The following is an 18,960-nucleotide window of genomic DNA, read 5'->3' as shown; positions in this document are numbered from 1 at the left end:
TAAAATTGTTGTATTATATATAAATAAAAGGCCGAAATGGAAAAAACAGAATTTAAAATTTTAAAACGAAATATTTTATCTAAAAAAATTATTATTTTTGGTTTTTTTATTTTTTTGGCTGCGTTTTTAACAAATCTTACTTTTATTGGAATTTTCTTTTCTGATAAATGTACTAATTATTATTTTGATAATATAAAAACATTTAAAAATGCTTTTGGAAGTTATGTTACGCCAAGCAAAGTTTCAATAGTTGCTTTCTTATCGGTAGCATTTTTTCTTTTAGTTTTAGGCTTAATCTTATTTTTATTTTCTCCGTTGCTTATAAAAATGAGAGTTAGGCTTTCTAATATTATTATTTATATTTCTATAATTATAATTTTATTATTTTTGTCGTCAACTTTTTTTGCAGTTGCTGAATACAATTATTATAGATTTACTATTTTAGTGGAATTTGTAACTAGTAAAGGTAATGCCAACTTAGCATGAAGTGATTCTATAAAAAAACAAATATTGGACTTAATACAAATAAATTCAAATACAAAACACTTTAGTTGAACAACAAACAAAAGTGTGTGATGATTTAATTTATTTAGAATTTTAGTCATAATGATTTACTTTGCTAAAATTTTATTTGACTTAGGAACATTGAATATTGAAGATAAAAAAATTATTGAAAAAATTGAAAGAAAAACAGTGACAAAAAGAATTGGTAAATCTAAAGCGGTTAATTTTTTTAGCAAGATTATGAATGTTTCACAAAAAAATTTATCAATGTGAATTATTATTACAACAACAATTATTGCATTGCCCCAAATTGTTTATTTAATTTCACTATCTCATGGAAGTGGTTCTTTAAATAGTTTATTAGTTTGAATTAACATTGCGCCAGCTTTATTAAAATCATTTTCTACAGAATACAATAAATATGGTTCTTTTTTCCACGATGTTGATGGAGTCAGCGTGTCTTTCTTTGAAATAAATCAAATACAAATGATATTATTAAGTTCTGTTTTTGCATTCTTAGTTTTATTTGCAATGTATTATATTAGGGAATGAGAAGTTAAAATTAAGATTGTTATTGTACAATCACTGATTTTATTTGTTTTTTTACTAATGTTAATTCTATCTGGATTTTACTCAATGATTAGAATGGCAGACATTTATGATAATTGGCAAAACCATATTCAAGAAGATTTCGAAAAATTAATAAGTGATCCGAAAAAAAATAGTTCATTTATGGCAATATTTACACACTTTTTCCCAAATAAAAATAAAGATGATTTTAGAATTGAATATAATTGACCACACGGGATTGAGTTGGTTTCTTTAATTGTTATAAGTATTGGTATTTTAATTACAACTTTAATATTATTTGTTGATATCTTTAATAAACATTTAGCAGAAATTAGAAAATCAGCTAAAACATTATATTTTGAAGAAGATAATTGGTATTTGTAGATGAACAAAAAAAACATTGATTCAATAATTGAAAAACTAAAAAATAATGAAATAGTTTTAATTCCAACTGACACAGTTTATGGATTGAGTGCTATTGCAGGCAATGAAGAAAATCAAACTAGAATTAATAAAATGAAAAAGCGCGAGCTTGACAAAAAATTGATTATTTTAATTTCTTCATTGGAAATGGTTAAAGAATTTAATTTAGATAATGAAGCCATTGAAAAATTAAAATCCAATATACCAACAACTGTTATTGTTGGAAATGAAACAAAAAATGTTGCCTATAGATTAATAAAGGATAATTGTTATTTAAAAAGCATAATTGACGAAGTTGGTCCAATATATTCCACTTCTGCTAATTTTTCTGCTGAAAATTATATTTGTGATAAAAAAATTTTCAAAAAAATAATAAATAGTTGCGACAATTTTTACTGAAATGGTAAAAATAATTGCATTCCATCTAAAATTTTTGACAATATTAATAAAACTTATGTAAGATAAGTGTGTATAATTATAATAATGCTTATAGGAAACAAAAAAATGAAAAAATTAGTACTAGTATTCGTTTGAATAATATTATCTCTTTGCATTGGAATATATTTAATTTATTACTTGCCAGAAATTAGCAATAAAACTGCAGTTAATTTTTACAATAACAAAAAATCATTTATTGATATTTATAATTGAGCTGGTAAAGAATTGATAAATATAAATTTCAATATTAAAAAAGCTGCTTTATTATTTACAATTACAAGCTTTGTAGCTTATGGTTTATTTACTGCAAATATTATTATGTTTATTCGTGGATTTAAAAAAGCAAACATGTTTAGAATGGTATCATGTCTTGCAATATTTATATTAGCGTTTGTTGCACTTTTCCATGGATTTACCGCAAATGTTTTAGTCGCAGCATCAACCCTTTTAGCAAACTTTTTCTTAGGATTATTTTCAGAATGACATTACCGAGAAAAAAAATTGAATTTCAAAACTGCTGAAACTGGATTACTAGTTGAGGAAATGACGCCACTTGATGAAGTAACACCAATGGTTGCTGCGGAAACAAGTTTAAATGATCAATTCCTTGCTGAAGATATTAATAATTCATTAAAGGAAATTGAAAACATTAATAACAATGATCTTTTCGAAGAACAACAACCATATAATCCACAACAAATTTTAGACAATGCTTCTGCAATAGCAAGTGCACAACCAGAAATAGTTGAAGATGATGATGACGAAGAAGATGAAGTTCCAGCACCAATGACACAAGCTGAGCTAAATGCAATTCACATTCACAAACACATTAACAGTGATTCAGATAGAATTTGAACTGCTATTAAACAACAAGAATCAGAAATTCAAAATTTAGCAGAATATATTAAAACAAATAAAAATAATAATGTTGAAAGTAAACAACAACCTTCAATCATTAATGTGGTTGAAAAACCCATTGCTTCATCATTGATACCTGGGCGTATTGATAGAAACAAGCAATCAAAAGAAGAATATGATAGAATTAAATTAATAATGAGTAATAATTAGGAGTTTATTAAAATGGATAAAGAAAATTACAATATCAAAATCAATGAAGTTAAAGAAAAAATAGTTGAAAAACAAAATGAAATTAACACAACAAAAAATGATATTAAACAACACAAAATGCTATTAAAACAAAAAAAATCAGAATTAAAAGCAATTAAAAGTGAAAAAAAATTATTAAAAAATAAAAAAGCACACATGTAAATCAAAAACGTGAAAACGTTTTTTTTTTTTTTTTTAAATTAATAAAAACAAAATTTGTGTATAATAATAAAGTATTTTCAATACACACGGTATTGTGGAGGAAATTAAGAATGCCAACAATAAATCAATTGGTTAAAAAACCAAGAAAAGAAAAAACTTGAAAAACTAAAGCGCCAGCTTTAACAAAAAGTGTTAATACTTTAAGAAAAAAAACAATTATTGCTAGTTCACCTCAAAAAAGAGGTGTTTGTACTAGGGTTGCAACAATGACGCCTAAAAAACCTAACTCAGCTTTAAGAAAATATGCAAGGGTTAGATTGACAAATGGAATGGAAGTTACTGCTTATATTCCAGGTGAAGGTCACAACTTACAAGAACATAGTGTTGTTTTAATTGAAGGTGGTAGGGTTAAAGACTTACCAGGGGTTAGATATCACATTATTAGAGGAACTTTAGATACTACTGGAGTTAAAGATAGAAAACAATCACGTTCAAGATACGGAGCTAAAAGACCTAAATAATTAGGTTTATTAAATAGGAGACAAAATTATGCGTAAAGGTCAAGCAGAAAAAAGAGATGTATTACCAGATCCAATATACAATTCAAAATTAGTAACACGTGCAATTAATAAAATTATGTATGATGGAAGAAAGGGTGCTGCACAAAACATTCTTTATAAATCATTTGAAATTATTAAACAAAAAACTGGAAAAGAACCAGTTGAAGTGTTTACAAAAGCGATCGAAAATATTAAACCTCAATTAGAATTAAAAGTTAGAAGAATTGGTGGAGCTAATTACCAAGTTCCAATCGAAGTCTCTAGCACAAGACAAACAACATTAGCTTTAAGATGATTAATTAATTATTCAAGATTAAGACATGAAAAAGATATGGTTGAAAGATTAGCAAATGAATTAATAGATGCATCAAATGGTACAGGAGCATCTGTTAAAAAAAGAGAAGACACTCATAAAATGGCAGAAGCAAACAAAGCGTTTGCTCACTACCGTTGATAGTTAGGGAGACTTTATGGCAAGAGATTATAGTTTAGATAAAACAAGAAACTTTGGGATAATGGCTCACATTGATGCTGGAAAAACAACAACCACAGAAAGAATTTTATTTCACACTGGAAAAATTCACAAAATAGGTGAAACCCATGAAGGTGCTTCACAAATGGACTGAATGGCACAAGAACAAGAACGTGGTATCACAATCACTTCAGCTGCCACAACAGCATTTTGACATAATCATAGATTTAACATTATTGATACTCCAGGTCACGTAGACTTTACAGTTGAAGTTGAAAGATCATTAAGAGTTCTTGATGGAGCAGTTGCTGTTCTTGATGGACAAAGCGGGGTTGAACCACAAACTGAAACAGTTTGAAGACAAGCAACAACATATGAAGTTCCAAGAATTGTTTTTGTTAACAAAATGGATAAAATTGGTGCTGACTTTTTATATTCAGTAAAATCAATTGGTGAAAGATTGGGAGCAAAAGCTTCACCAATTCAATTACCAATTGGAGCAGAAGATCAATTTGATGGAATTATTGATTTAGTTAAAATGGAAGCATGACACTTTGATGGTAAAGCAGAAGAAGTGGCAAAACAAATTGAAATTCCTGCTGACTTATTAGATTTAGCAAAAAAATTAAGAAATGAATTAATTGAAACAGCCGTTGAATATGATGAAGAATTAATGATGAAATTCTTAGATGGTGAAGAATTAACAATTGACGAAATAAAATCTGCAATTAGAAAAGGTGTTCTTTCAGCTGAATTCTTTCCAGTATTAGCTGGTTCAGCATTTAAAAACAAAGGTGTTAAATTATTGCTAGATGCAGTTATTGATTATTTACCTTCCCCATTAGATATTCCCCCAATTAAAGGAATCTTAGCAAATGGACAAGAAGCAGAAAGAAAAGCTGCTGATAGTGAACCATTCTCAGCACTAGCATTTAAAATTATGACTGACCCATTTGTTGGAAAATTAACATTCTTTAGAGTTTATTCAGGAGTTCTAAAAAAAGGTAGTTATGTTTTAAATGCTACTAAAGATAAAAAAGAACGAATTGGTAGAATTTTAAGAATGCACGCTAATAACCGTGAAGAAATTGAAGAAGTATATGCGGGGGAAATTGCAGCAGCTGTTGGTTTAAAAGATACAACAACTGGAGATACATTAACAGATGAAAAAAATTCAATCGTTCTTGAATCAATGAAATTCCCTGAACCAGTTATTCACTTGGCATTAGAACCAAAAACTAAAGCCGATCAAGAAAAACTTGGTTTATCACTAAACAAATTATCAGAAGAAGATCCAACTTTTAGAACATATACTGATGAAGAAACTGGACAAACTATTATTGCAGGAATGGGTGAATTACACCTTGATATCATTGTAGATAGATTGAAAAGAGAATTTAAAGTTGAAACTAATGTTGGAGCACCTCAAGTTTCATACCGTGAAACATTTAGAACAAATGCAAAAGTTGATGGTAAATACATCAAACAATCTGGAGGACGTGGTCAATATGGTCACGTAGTAATTGAATTTGCACCAAATGAAGATAAAGGTTTTGAATGAGTTGATAAAATTGTTGGTGGAAAAATTACCAAAGAATATATCAATGCTGCTAAAGCTGGTCTTGAAGACTCAATGAAAAATGGAGTATTGGCCGGATTCCCTATGATAGATATTAAAGCAACTATTGTTGATGGATCTATGCATGAGGTCGATTCATCTGAAATGGCATATAAAATTGCTGCATCAATGGCACTTAAAGAAGCTGCTAAAAAATGTAAACCAGTAATTTTAGAACCAATCATGTCAGTTGAAGTAACTGTTCCTGAAGAATACTATGGAGATGTAATGGGTAACATTTCATCAAAACGTGGATTAATTGAAGGTTCAGAACAAAGAGGAAATGCACAAACAATTAAATCAAAAGTTCCTCTATCAGAAATGTTTGGATATGCAACTGAACTTCGTTCATTTACTCAAGGGCGTGGAAATTATACAATGATTTTCAGTCACTATAATGAAGCACCAAAAAACATTGCTGAAGAAATTATAAAAAAATCAGGAAAAAATTCTTAAAAAAATAATAACATTTTAGTTGTAGTTTAAAATAAAACAAAGTAAAATATAAAATGTTAAATTAAAAAACCAAAAAAAGGAGAAATTTAAAATGGCAAAAGAACAATTTGATCGTAGCTTACCCCATGTTAACATTGGAACAATTGGACACGTTGACCACGGGAAAACTACATTAACAGCCGCTATCACTAAAGTGTTAGCTGCGCAAGGTGGAGCAGAATTTAAAGATTATGCAAATATCGATAATGCACCAGAAGAAAGAGAACGTGGAATTACAATTAACACTTCACACGTTGAATATAAAACAAAAAATAGACACTACGCTCACGTAGACTGTCCAGGTCATGCTGACTACGTTAAAAACATGATTACAGGTGCTGCACAAATGGATGGAGCAATCTTAGTTGTTGCTGCAACTGATGGACCAATGCCTCAAACAAGAGAACACATCTTGCTTTCAAGACAAGTTGGAGTTCCAGCTATTGTTGTATTTTTAAATAAATGTGACATGGTTGATGATGAAGAATTAATTGACTTAGTTGAAATGGAAGTTAGAGAGTTATTAACTCAATACGAATTTGATGGAGATTCAGCACCAGTTATTAGAGGATCTGCATTAGGTGCTTTAAATGGTGAACAAAAATGGGTTGACCGTGTTAATGAATTAATGGCTGCTGTTGATGAATACATTCCAACTCCAACTCGTGATACAGATAAAACATTCTTAATGCCTGTTGAAGACGTATTTACAATTACAGGACGTGGAACTGTTGCAACTGGTAGAGTTGAACGTGGAAAAATTAAAGTTGGGGACAACATTGAAATTGTTGGACTAGTTGCTGAACCTAAAACAGTTGTTGTTACTGGATTAGAAATGTTTAGAAAATTATTAGATTTTGCTGAAGCTGGAGATAACGTTGGAGCATTATTACGTGGAGTTGAAAGAGACGACATCGAACGTGGTCAAGTTATTGCAAAACCAGGAACTATTAAACCTCATACAGAATTAGAAGTTCAAGTTTATGCGCTAACTCAAGAAGAAGGTGGAAGACACAAACCATTCTTTAACAAATACCGTCCACAATTCTACTTCCGTACAACTGATGTTACTGGAGAAGTAAAATTAAAAGCTGGTACAGACATGGTTATGCCTGGAGATAACGTTGAATTAACAATTTCTCTAATTAAACCAATTGCTGTTGAACAAGGAACAAAATTCTCAATCCGTGAAGGTGGAAGAACTATTGGAGCCGGAACAGTTATTAAAATTGTTAAATAATTAAATTAATCAAAAAAATGGAAGAGATTCCATTTTTTTTCTATAAAATAGGAATGTAACTAAATATATAAAGACTTATATAATCCTTCATATCGGGAAGGAGTCTCTACCTAACACCAATGTTAGATTATAAGTTTACTATTTTTTAAGTAGTAACTAGAGAAGTTTTTTGTACGTCTTTAGTTACACTTTTTATTTTATAATTAACAAAATATAGGAGGACACATGGATCATGATCCAATAAATTTTAGATTTAGCAAATTCAAAGCTGTTATGAAAATTGAAAAATATTTTCAATTTGATAAATTACAAACCACTTTTAAGAAAGAAATTATTGGTGGAGTATCAACATTCTTAGCAATGGTTTACATCTTAACTGTTAACCCAGCATTATTAGGTAGTGCTGCATCAATCAACTCAAAAATTGCTCCCATGAATATTGGAGCAACAACAATAAGTTTAAAAGGAGTTTTCTTAGCAACAACACTTTCTACTTTCTTAGCAACTATGATTATGGGATTATTTGCAAACGTCCCAGTTGCTGTATCAACAAGCATGGGGTTAAATGTGTTTTTCACATATACTCTTGCTAATTCAGTAAGCGAGCATAATGAATGATTAGGTTATGAGGGTGCACTTATAGCTGTTATGATTTCATCTTTTGTATTTTTAATATTTTCTATAACGCCTCTGAGATATTATATTATTCAAGCTTTACCAAAATCATTAATAATAATAATGGGTGTTTCAATCGGATTATTTATTGCATATATTGGTTTTGCAGACATGGGTTGATTTAAAATGAATGGTGGTTTACCTAATTCAGATTTATCAAGACTAAAAACTAATTATCCAATGATCTTAATTGGAATGTTAACTTTAGGAATTATGATATTTTTAAATTACAAAAAAGTTTCAGGTGCAGTTATCATTGCAATCATAATTGGATTTATAATTTCTATTATTGTCGCAAATGTTGTTTCAAAAGATTCAAACATAATTAACCAAAATACTTCAGCATTATTTAATTCAAAATTTGATAATATCAAAGATTCATTCAAGCACTATTCTGATATGTTTGTTGGTTTTAAAGATAACATGAAAAATACGTTTTCAGAATTTGGTAATTCAAAAATATGAAAATCACCAACAATGTATGTTTCAATCTTTATTATCTTTTTCTTAAACTTTTTTGATGCGACTGGAACATTAACAGCTGTAACAGTGCAAGTAAATAAAACTAAAAACACAGAATTGACAATACCTCAAAAAGCTTTAGTTGTAGATTCAGCAGCAACAGTTATTGGTTCAGCATTATGTACTTCACCAATGGGAGCATTTATTGAATCAAACACAGGTGTTCAACAAGGCGCAAGAAGTGGATTTGCTTCTTTAATAACAGGATTATTATTCTTATTAGCAGTGGTGGTTGGTCCAATATTTCAAGCAATCCCACAATGTGTAACTAGTGCTGCATGTATATTTGTGGGAATGATGATGATAAGCGAAATTGATTCTATTGAGTGAAAAAAACCAGAGTTTGGAATTTCAGCATTATTTTCAATAATATTCATGCTAGCAACATATAATATTGCCAATGGTGTAGCCATGTCAATTATGATTTATGTATTTATAATGATCGTTACCGGAAAAATAAAAGAGATTAATAAATTTATGTATCTTTTATGTTTAATCTTCTTGCTTTACTTTATCGGACTTTCAACAATTCAATAATAAATAAAAATAGTTTCGACTATTTTTTTTTATTATCTTTTTTTAAATTACAATAATCATATGAGGTAATTAAAATGCTATTTATTTATACAAATATAATTGCAGGATTGTTAGTAATTGCATTGTTAATTACTGCTTTTGCTATGGAAGGTTTTAAATTTAAAGTTAAAACATTACATATAACAATGGTAAGTGTTATATGCGCATTATCAGTAATTCTTACAAATCTTTTAGGTTATAATGTTTCAATTTTTAGTGTTAATATTCATCTATCATTAGGACAATGATTAATGTTTTTAATTGGATTTTACTTTGGTCCAATATTGGGAGTATTGTCTTCAATTGCAACAGACACAATAGGAGATTTAATTAACATTGGTGGAGGTGTTTATCATGCGGGATTTTTACTAAATATTGTTTTGGTAGGTTTCACAGGGGCACTTATAAAATATATGGGAATTAAGCATTTTTTAACTTTAAAAATTATATTATTGTATTCTTTAATATTTTGTATTCAATCACTTATATTAAATCCAATTTGAATTTATTCAATGGGTTTAACTGAATTAGTATATGTTGATTTAGCAATTAAGTTAGCAAAATTACCAGTATCTTTATTTATTTATAATTCACTACTAATAACCACAATTAAGTTTTTTAAAAGTTTTTTATTAACTAATGAAATTGATTTTTGAATCTACAAACCAATTAAAAATAAAAAAAATAAATGAGCTTAAATTTCATTTATTTTTATTATTCCTTTAAAAGTTAATAATTCATCTTTTATTACATTTTCAAAATTAAACTCATTTTTAAAATATTTTAAATAACCACCAGTCATAATTATATTGTTGCAATTAAAATCTTTTATAAAACCATTGATCATATGTTTATGACCAATTATTAAATTTTTTGTTATTTCGTTACAATTATTTAAATTTGTATTAATTTTAAACCCTTTAACCTTTATCGCCAAACCCTCAAGAGAAGTTAAGAGTCCAGGTTGAATAACACAATCAACCAATTTATTATTTTTTATCACGCTAATTGTTGTTGCTGTTCCTAAAGAAATAATTAATCAATGTTTTAATTTGTAATTAAGAGAGCCATAAAAATTTGCAATAATATCAGAACCTATGTTCTTGATATTTTCATAAAAAAATGTTTGCTTTAATTTATTTTCTTTAACTTCAATACACTTAACTTTAAAATATTTTTTTATAATGTTGTCCACTTCACTAACAACTGAACTATATAAAACCAAATCTATTTTATCAATAATTTCAAATTTATCTTTTTCAGTCAAAATGTCATCTGTTAAAAAATCATAACTATTTTTAAAAGTATTATTTTCATAAGTTTTAATTTTAATTTTAGTATTACCAATATCAATTAAAGCAATCATCCTTACGTTTCCTTTTTATTATTATAATTTAAATACATATATTTTATTCAAATACTATTATTGCTTTTTTTGTTTGTTTAAAAATAAAAATTATATTTAGATTATAATTATTTATATACGAGGTGAAAAATGATAACAAAAAATAGTAAAGAAATGAAATTAAGCATTAAAGCAATTGACAAAGATTTTCAAAATGAATTCGTTGCAAAAGATTTTGGTGCTGTTACTTTTGTTTCAGAAGACAAAACAATTTATGTTTGTCTTAATAAAGAAAAACAATGTAAAAGGGCTTTGGAAAAAGTTATTAAAAATTTAGTAAAAGGTTTAAAATATGATGTAAATTTTGAAATAGAATCATTTTTAAATTTTTATAATGATAAAGAACAAATTTTTCAATTAATAGTAGAATGAACATTTTTTGCAAATCACAAACAAATTTCTTATAAAACAGGAAAAAGTAGTGAATCCAAAACAATAAACTTTATTTTTGACAAAGGGTATGATGACTTATTTGAAAAAGCACAAATTAAATCAGAGTTAGTAAACTTTGCAAGAGATCTACAAGATTTACCACCGAACTTAGGAACAACAATTGATATTGCCGAAAAAATTGTTGAAAAAGCTAAAGGAATATCTGGTGTTAAAGTTACAGTTTATAATAAAAAACAAATTGAAGAAATGAAAATGGGATTATTATTAGGTGTTAATGCTGGTAGTCACGTAGAACCAAGAGTTGTTGTGTGTGAATATGTTGGTGACAAAAATGCCGAAAAAATTGCCTTTGTTGGTAAAGGAATAACTTTTGACTCTGGAGGATATAATTTAAAACCTTCAAACTTCTTAAAAGATATGAAATTTGATATGTCAGGAGCAGCAATTTGTTCATCAGCTGTGATGGCACTTGCAAAAGCAAAAGCAAAATGTAATGTTATTTCAATTGCAATGTTAACTGATAATAGAATTGGTGGTAAAGCAACTTTAACTGAATCTGTATTGACTTCAATGAATGGAACTACAGTTGAAATTGGAAATACTGATGCAGAAGGTAGATTAGTATTGGCAGATGGAATCTGCTATGCAGTTAGAAAAGCAAACGCAGACAAAATCGTAGAAGCTTCAACATTAACTGGTGCTATAGATATTGCATTAGGTGCATGATTTACTGGAACATTTTCAACAAATGATTCATTTCACAAAGAATTTGAATTAGCTGCTAAAAAATCTGGTGAACCAATTTGAAGAATGCCAGTAATCGAAGATCATTTAGAAGCAATGAAAAATGCATCTCCAATTGCAGATATGAATAATTCTGAGCCAGGAAGACAAGCTGGATCATCAACTGCTGCAGCATTTTTAAATGTGTTTGCAGAAGGAAAACCATATATTCATTTAGACATTGCTTCAACCGCTGATAAAAACGGAAGAGGGAATGCCCCAATGTTGAAAACAATGTTTGAATTGGCAAATAAATAAAATAAAAAAAATAATGGCAATCCATTATTTTTTTTATAATTCTTCGCCTTTAAGAAGCTTTTCAAGTGTGTGTCCCACACCACCTTCATCATTGGTTAACTCTGTAATTGTTCCTCCAACTTTTTTAAGTTCAAAATTACCATTTTTCATTACAACACCATAACCAACGGTTTGAATCATCTCATAGTCATTCATTTGATCACCAAAGGCAATAACTTCACGAATATCTTTATTATAAAATTGCGCAATAATTTTAGTAGCAATTCCCTTATCAATTAATTTATTTGTTAAAGTGATCATGCTTCTTGTTGCGTGCTCATTTCCTTCCGCCCCATAAACATTTCCAACAGAAACTTTTATTGAGTTTTCATAGTGCTTTAATCGATTTAAAACTATATCTCTATCTTTTTCATCATGTAAAAATAGAACAATGTTTGTTGATGGACCAATTCACTCATCATATGGGTTTGCCACAACACATTCTTTTTCATTAAGAGAAATATGGAAAAAATCCATTAGATCTTTTTGATGTTTCATAATCATTGTTTTTTTATAAGATTCAATAATTAAATTTGAAATGGATGTTTTTATTAAATCATCATTTAATATTTGAAAAATTATGTCTTCACTAATAGGAAGAATTATGCGATTAAAATTACTACTATTTGGATGGTGAATATGTGCACCATCAAAATTACACATCAATGTTGATAATCCTAATTCGTTATATATTTTTTCACTTGCTCTAAATGGTCTTCCAGTTATAATGCAAACATCATGTCCATTTTTTCTGGCATTTATTAAAACTCTCTTAGTATTGGGGTGCATTTCATCACGACCAGATTTAAGAATAGTCCCATCTAAATCAACCATTATTAATCGTTTTAATTTTTTATCCTTTAATTTCATTTCTTCTCCACAAAGATAATTTAAACATAAAATTGCTTAGTGTCAACAATAATAATGTGTGTATGCTAAAATTATTTATATTGTTTTAAGAGGTAAAAATGAAAAAATTATCAACTAATGAAATTAGAAAAATGTGACTTGATTTTTTTATTTCTAAAAAACATCATTTTTTAGATCCTGTAAGTTTAGTACCGATAAATGATCCAAGTTTATTGTGAATTAATTCTGGTGTTGCGACATTAAAACCATACTTTGACGGTCGATTAAATCCGCCTTCAAAAAGATTGACAAATGCTCAAAAAGCAATTAGAACAAATGACATTGAAAATGTTGGGGTTACTGCTAGACACCACACACTATTTGAAATGCTTGGTAATTTTTCAATCGGGGATTATTTTAAAAAAGAAGCAATTACATTTGCATGAGAATTATTAACAAGTGAACAATGATTTGGTTTAAATAAAAATAAATTGTACATCACAGTTTATGAAAAAGATAATGATGCATATGATATTTGAACAAAAGACATGGGTGTTGAAAAAGATCATATTTTTAAATGCTCTAGAGAAACAAATTTTTGAGATGTTGGGCAAGGACCATGTGGACCAAACACAGAAATTTTTTATGATCGTGGTGAAGAGTGAGATCTAAAAAAAATTGGCACACGTTTATTAAGTGATGACATTGAAAACGATAGATATATTGAAATTTGAAATATTGTTTTTTCAACTTTTAACAATGATGGAAAAAATAATTACACTGAATTACCAAGAAAAAATATAGATACTGGTGCTGGATTAGAAAGACTAGCTTCAATCTTTCAAAATGCACCAACCAATTTTGAAACTGATTTATTTTTACCAATAATTAGAGAGATTGAAAAATATACAAAAGAAAAATACACTATTAAAAATTATTTATTATTGAATGAAGAAGAGTCAAAAATAAATACTGCATTCAAAGTTATTGCAGATCATGTAAGAGCAAGTGCTTTTGCAATTGCAGATGGTGTATTTCCTTCAAATAAAGATAGAGGATATGTAATAAGAAGATTAATTAGACGTTCTTGTATTTATGCAAAATCATTAAAAATAAATGAAATATTTTTATATAAACTAGTCGACGTTGTAATCAACATAATGAAATCATTTTATACAAACTTAGAAAAACAAAGTGAAATTATTAAATCAACAATCAAAGAAGAAGAAGAGAAATTCTTTAAAACAGTTACTAAGGGTATTGAAATAATTAATGAGTTAATAAAAACTGAAAAAGAAATTAGCGCAAAAAATGCCATGCTATTATTTGAATCATATGGATTTCCTATTGAACTTACAAAAGAAATTTCAGAACAAAATAATATTAAAATTGATTTAAAAGGATTTAAAAACTTATTAGAGGAAGCAAAACAAAATTCACGTGCTTTTTCTAACGTTAAAAAAGCTTGAAATAAACAATCAAGTATTTTAACCTCTTTAGATGTTGTTTCAAAATTTGTCGGTTATGAAACATTAACAACAAATGATTCTAAAGTTTCATTTATGTTTAAAGATGATGAAAAATTAAATATAGCTAAAGCTAATGACGTTGTAAATATTATTTTAGATAAAACGCCATTTTATGCAGAAAAAGGTGGACAAGCAGCCGACAACGGATATTTAATTGATGCAAATAATATTAAACATGAAGTATGCGATGTTCAATCGGGTCCCAATGGTCAAAGTATTCATACAGTTAAACTTAATGCTGATATTAAAGTTGATGATGTCATTTCAACACTAGTTAATGAGGACAAAAGATTACATACAGCTAAGAATCACTCAGGTACACATATACTGCATGCAGCAATTAGAGAAGTGCTTGGACAAAATGCGATGCAAACAGGAAGTTATAACGATGATCATGGTTTAAGAATTGATATAACTTTTAATAGACAACCAACTGAAGCAGAATTAACAAAAATTTTATTATCTGCTAAAAATGCAATTGCAAAAAAATATAAACGCGAAGTTTATTACACCTCAATAAAAGAAGCAGTTAATAAATATCAGGCACTTGCATTTTTTACAGAAAAATATGATTCAACTGTTAGGGTAGTAAAGTTTGGTGATTATTCATCAGAGTTATGTGGGGGAACACACGTTGACAATTTAGCAGACATTGAAGATATATTTATAACCAATGTCGAATCTAAAGGAAGTGGAGTTTATCGTTTTCATGCGTTAACTTCATTGAAGACAATTAATAATTATTTAAACGAGCAATTTGAAAAACAAAAAAATGAAATAAGTTCAGTTATGAACAAATATTTAAATAATTTTTCAAAAATACAAAAAGATAAAGAATTAGATAAATATATTAAAGAATTAAATTCATTAGAAGTTAGCCAAGAAAATTTATTCAAATTAAAAAAAATAGTTAATGATTTTAAAAACAAATTTAAATTGTTTTCAAAACAAATTGAAAATCAATTGCTAGAAAATAATGTTCGTAAATATTATAATGAAGTTCCTAAAGATATGGGTGATCATAAAGAACTTGAAATTATTACAACTGACTTAGATATAAATGGATTTAAAAAACTATCAGATGTCTTACAAAATAAATTTCCTAATTTAATTTTTAAAGGATTTAATTTAGAAACTAAAATTGTTGTTTTCTCTGTTGGAAAAGATTTACAAAATAAATATAGCGCGATTGAGTTATTTAGAAATGAAACTAAATATAAATTAAAAGGTGGCGGTAATGAAAAATTAGCGCAAGGAAAAATATTGTAAAAAGACCAGAACTTGGTCTTTTTTTATTAATAAAGATAATTATTATTTATCAAAAAATATTTAAAATAATATTGTTTTAGCTTAATTATTAGAGTATAATTTTTTTTGCATGTATATTTTGTATACTGCACTTGCAACACACAGACAAGAGTTGTCTATGTCAAAAGGAGGACAAAATGGCTCAACAAAAAATCAGAATAAAATTAAAAAGCTACGATAATGCAATAGTTGATCAATCAATGAAAAAAATTATTGAAGTAGCAGAAGCTTCTGGAGCTAAAGTAAGGGGACCAATCCCTTTACCTACAGAAAAACAAATTATTACAATATTAAGAGCTGTTCACAAATACAAAGATTCACGTGAACAATTTGAAATTAGAACACATAAAAGAATTTTAGAAATTGTTAACCCAACAGCTAAAACTATAGACTTATTAACAAGAGTTCAACTTCCTACTGGAGTGAACATAGAAATTAAATTATAGAAACTCATTGCAAGAGCAACCAAATATATATGATTAATCAATTGGAGGAAAAAATATGAAAGGAATCTTAGGACAAAAACTAGAAATGTCACAAGTTTTTGATGAAAACGGAAAACTTATTCCAGTTACTATTGTTTTAGTAGAACCAAACAAAGTTCTTGAAGTTAAAACAACAGATAAACATGGTTATAAAAGTTTGAAATTAGGAACAAATGACAAAAGAGAAAATCTAGTTAACAAACCAGAATTAGGACAATTTAAAAAAGTTAATTCTCAACCTAAGCGCTTCGTTAAAGAAATAAGAGACATGGAAGGATTTGCAATTGGCCAAGATATTAAAGTTGCAGATTTATTCCAAGCTGGTGACATTATTGATGTTACAGGTGTTTCTAAAGGTAAAGGATTTGCGGGTGCAATTAAAAGACACAACTATTCAAGAGGACCAATGGCACATGGATCAGGATACCACAGAGGTATTGGTTCTATGGGAGCAATTATCAACAGAATATTTAAATCTAAAAAAATGGCCGGACATATGGGTCATGAAAAAGTTACAGTTCAAAATTTAGAAATTGTAAAAATTATTTCAGATAAAAATATTGTATTAATTAAAGGATCAGTTCCCGGTCCTAAAAAAGGATTTTTAATTATTAAAGAAAATCACAAATGTAAAAATAAAAAAGCTGCTTCAGTTTTAATTGAAAGAAAAAAAGCAAGTTCAACTAAAAATGAACAGCCACATCAACAAGCTGAAGAAAAAGCTTCACAAGAGTAAGTAGGGGGCGAAGATGAAATACAAAGTACTAAACGTTTTAGGTAAATCTGTTAAAGATATTGAACTTAAAAGTTCAATATGAGCGATTAAACCACATCAACAAGCTCTTTATGATACTGTTATAGCTCAACAAGCAGCTTTAAGACAAGGAACAAGAAAAGTTAAAACTAGAGCAGAAGTATCTGGTGGTGGTAGAAAACCATGAAGACAAAAAGGAACAGGTAGAGCTCGTCAAGGTTCTATTAGAGCTCCACAATGAAGAGGTGGGGGAATCACTTTTGGTCCAACACCAAATATTAACTACAAAAAAATGGTTAATAAAAAAGTTAGACAACTAGCATTCAAATCAGCATTAAGTTTAAAAGCAAAAAAAGAAGATTTAATTATTATTGATCAATTCAAATTTGAAAAACCATCAACTAAAGAAATGATTAAAGTTATGAAAAATTTAAAAATTGATGAAGAAAAAACATTAATTGTTTCATTAACAGAAGATGATAACTTAAATAAATCAGCTTCAAACATTCCTGGTGTTAAATCATTTGGGTTTGCTAAATTAAATGTTTATGATTTATTAAACGCAAGCAAATTAGTAATTACAGTTGACGCTGTCGCAAAAATTGAGGAGGTATACGCATAATGCATTTATCAGAAGTAATTAAAAAACCTCTTTTAACTGAAAAAACATATGCCTTAAAAGCAAATAATGAATTTGTCTTTGTAGTTGCTAAAAAAGCTAACAAAGCACAAATCAAAAAAGCTTTTGAAACAATCTTCGCAGTTGAAGTTGAAAGTGTTAGAACAATTAATGTTAACGCTAAAGCTAAAAGAATGGGTAAGTTTGAAGGAAAAACTTCATCATACAAAAAAGCATTTATTAAATTAAAAGAAGGACAAAAATTAGATATTTTAAACGATTTATAGAATCGGTCTAAAAAGGTTGACGAAAAACGGAGGAAATTATGCCAATCAAAAAATACAAGCCAGTTACAAATGGGCGACGTAATATGACTTCATTAGACTATTCAGCTATTTTAACTACAGATACTCCAGAAGGTTCATTGTTAAGCAAGCTAAATAATAAAGGTGGACGTAATAATCACGGTCATATTACAACAAGACACCAAGGTGGTGGACATAAAAGAAAATACAGATTAATTGATTTTAAAAGAAACAAGTTAGATATTGTTGGAAAAATCGCATCTGTTGAATATGATCCAAACCGAAACGCATTCATATCATTAATTAATTATGTTGATGGTGAAAAAAGATATATTCTTTTTGCTAAAGGAATGAAAGTTGGACAAGAAATTATCGCATCAGTTAATGCTGATATTAAAGTAGGTAATGCTGCACCGCTTAAAAATATTCCTGAAGGTACATTAATTCACAATATTGAATTAAGACCAGGAAAAGGTGGACAAATTGCAAGAAGTGCCGGAACATCTGCACAAATATTAGGTAAAGATGAAGAAGATGGAAAATATGTAATTATTAGACTATCTTCTGGAGAAGTAAGAAAAATTCTTGCAGAATGCTTTGCAACCATTGGTGAAGTTGGTAATGAAGAATACAACTTAATTAATTGAGGTAAGGCTGGTAGAAACCGTTGAAAAGGTATTAGACCAACTGTTAGAGGGTCTGTTATGAACCCTAATGATCACCCACATGGGGGAGGGGAAGGACGTGCTCCAATTGGACGTGCTGCTCCATTAACACCATGAGGTAAAAAAGCTCTTGGAGTTAAAACGCGTAACAAGAAAAAAGCTTCTACAAAACTTATTGTAAGAAGAAAAGGTAAATAGGAGGTAAG

General features: G+C 28.3%; 19 protein-coding genes and 1 riboswitch. Of the genes, 17 read left to right on the top strand and 2 right to left on the bottom strand.

Annotated elements, in window-relative coordinates; translation table 4 throughout:
- Window positions 1-36 precede the first annotated feature (36 nt).
- The 10 genes from AACL01_RS03130 to AACL01_RS03085 all read left to right on the top strand — a co-directional run bounded on the left by AACL01_RS03130 (window position 37) and on the right by AACL01_RS03085 (window position 10,060).
- The gene (locus AACL01_RS03130) at window positions 37-1,458 is read left to right on the top strand and encodes a hypothetical protein (protein WP_339022695.1); all 1,422 of its coding nucleotides are present in this window, start codon (window positions 37-39) and stop codon (window positions 1,456-1,458) included.
- Complete coding sequence (locus AACL01_RS03125) at window positions 1,459-1,962, top strand: L-threonylcarbamoyladenylate synthase (protein ID WP_339022694.1); 504 nt, start codon at window positions 1,459-1,461, stop codon at window positions 1,960-1,962.
- A gap of 39 nt (window positions 1,963-2,001) precedes the next feature.
- The gene (locus tag AACL01_RS03120; RefSeq protein WP_339022692.1) at window positions 2,002-3,003 is read left to right on the top strand and encodes a hypothetical protein; all 1,002 of its coding nucleotides are present in this window, start codon (window positions 2,002-2,004) and stop codon (window positions 3,001-3,003) included.
- 12 nt (window positions 3,004-3,015) lie between these two features.
- Window positions 3,016-3,204 (top strand): hypothetical protein, encoded by a 189-nt coding sequence (locus tag AACL01_RS03115; protein WP_339022691.1) that lies wholly within the window; start codon window positions 3,016-3,018, stop codon window positions 3,202-3,204.
- Between the two features lie 110 nt (window positions 3,205-3,314).
- On the top strand, window positions 3,315-3,725 hold the full coding sequence (gene rpsL, locus AACL01_RS03110; protein ID WP_339022690.1) for a 30S ribosomal protein S12: 411 nt from the start codon (window positions 3,315-3,317) through the stop codon (window positions 3,723-3,725).
- Window positions 3,726-3,753: 28 nt separating this feature from the next.
- Complete coding sequence (gene rpsG / locus AACL01_RS03105) at window positions 3,754-4,221, top strand: 30S ribosomal protein S7 (RefSeq protein WP_422397967.1); 468 nt, start codon at window positions 3,754-3,756, stop codon at window positions 4,219-4,221.
- Between the two features lie 13 nt (window positions 4,222-4,234).
- Window positions 4,235-6,310: an elongation factor G gene (gene fusA, locus AACL01_RS03100; RefSeq protein WP_339022688.1), complete on the top strand. Its 2,076-nt coding sequence runs from the start codon at window positions 4,235-4,237 to the stop codon at window positions 6,308-6,310.
- Window positions 6,311-6,401: 91 nt separating this feature from the next.
- Complete coding sequence (tuf, locus tag AACL01_RS03095; RefSeq protein WP_339022686.1) at window positions 6,402-7,589, top strand: elongation factor Tu; 1,188 nt, start codon at window positions 6,402-6,404, stop codon at window positions 7,587-7,589.
- Window positions 7,590-7,644: 55 nt separating this feature from the next.
- Window positions 7,645-7,739: riboswitch (purine riboswitch) on the top strand.
- A gap of 75 nt (window positions 7,740-7,814) precedes the next feature.
- Window positions 7,815-9,323, top strand: coding sequence for an NCS2 family permease (locus tag AACL01_RS03090; RefSeq protein ID WP_339022685.1), 1,509 nt, complete (start codon window positions 7,815-7,817; stop codon window positions 9,321-9,323).
- A 74-nt stretch (window positions 9,324-9,397) separates the two neighbouring features.
- Window positions 9,398-10,060, top strand: coding sequence for a folate family ECF transporter S component (locus AACL01_RS03085; protein WP_339022683.1), 663 nt, complete (start codon window positions 9,398-9,400; stop codon window positions 10,058-10,060).
- On the opposite strand, the gene AACL01_RS03080 is transcribed toward AACL01_RS03085, so the two are convergent.
- Window positions 10,057-10,728 carry a type III pantothenate kinase gene (locus AACL01_RS03080; RefSeq protein ID WP_339022682.1) on the bottom strand — a complete coding sequence of 224 codons (672 nt, stop codon included), beginning with the start codon at window positions 10,726-10,728 and terminating at the stop codon, window positions 10,057-10,059. The genes AACL01_RS03085 and AACL01_RS03080 overlap by 4 nt on opposite strands.
- Window positions 10,729-10,857: 129 nt before the next feature.
- On the opposite strand from AACL01_RS03080, the gene AACL01_RS03075 reads away from it, so the two are divergent.
- A complete protein-coding gene (locus AACL01_RS03075; protein ID WP_339022681.1) occupies window positions 10,858-12,201 on the top strand; it encodes a M17 family metallopeptidase in 1,344 nt (447 codons plus the stop codon).
- A gap of 33 nt (window positions 12,202-12,234) precedes the next feature.
- Here the strand turns inward: AACL01_RS03075 and AACL01_RS03070 are convergent, their stop codons facing one another.
- Complete coding sequence (locus AACL01_RS03070; RefSeq protein ID WP_339022680.1) at window positions 12,235-13,110, bottom strand: HAD-IIB family hydrolase; 876 nt, start codon at window positions 13,108-13,110, stop codon at window positions 12,235-12,237.
- 98 nt (window positions 13,111-13,208) lie between these two features.
- On the opposite strand from AACL01_RS03070, the gene alaS reads away from it, so the two are divergent.
- The 6 genes from alaS to rplB all read left to right on the top strand — a co-directional run bounded on the left by alaS (window position 13,209) and on the right by rplB (window position 18,952).
- On the top strand, window positions 13,209-15,887 hold the full coding sequence (alaS, locus tag AACL01_RS03065; protein WP_339022678.1) for an alanine--tRNA ligase: 2,679 nt from the start codon (window positions 13,209-13,211) through the stop codon (window positions 15,885-15,887).
- 176 nt (window positions 15,888-16,063) lie between these two features.
- On the top strand, window positions 16,064-16,372 hold the full coding sequence (rpsJ, locus tag AACL01_RS03060; protein WP_339022677.1) for a 30S ribosomal protein S10: 309 nt from the start codon (window positions 16,064-16,066) through the stop codon (window positions 16,370-16,372).
- 55 nt (window positions 16,373-16,427) lie between these two features.
- Entirely contained in the window at window positions 16,428-17,147 is a 720-nt protein-coding gene (gene rplC, locus AACL01_RS03055; RefSeq protein WP_339022675.1) for a 50S ribosomal protein L3, read from the top strand.
- A gap of 13 nt (window positions 17,148-17,160) precedes the next feature.
- Window positions 17,161-17,787, top strand: a complete 627-nt coding sequence (gene rplD / locus AACL01_RS03050; protein ID WP_339022674.1) for a 50S ribosomal protein L4 — start codon at window positions 17,161-17,163, stop codon at window positions 17,785-17,787.
- On the top strand, window positions 17,787-18,071 hold the full coding sequence (gene rplW / locus AACL01_RS03045; protein ID WP_339022672.1) for a 50S ribosomal protein L23: 285 nt from the start codon (window positions 17,787-17,789) through the stop codon (window positions 18,069-18,071). The genes rplD and rplW overlap by 1 nt, the downstream gene beginning before the upstream one ends.
- Before the next feature lie 38 nt (window positions 18,072-18,109).
- Window positions 18,110-18,952 (top strand): 50S ribosomal protein L2, encoded by an 843-nt coding sequence (rplB, locus tag AACL01_RS03040; protein ID WP_339022671.1) that lies wholly within the window; start codon window positions 18,110-18,112, stop codon window positions 18,950-18,952.
- Window positions 18,953-18,960: the final 8 nt, after the last annotated feature.

Source organism: Spiroplasma endosymbiont of Crioceris asparagi (assembly GCF_964020035.1).
In the GTDB taxonomy this organism is placed as follows: Bacteria; Bacillota_I; Bacilli_A; order Mycoplasmatales; family Mycoplasmataceae; genus TIUS-1.
This window is presented reverse-complemented; position numbering and strand designations above follow the sequence as displayed.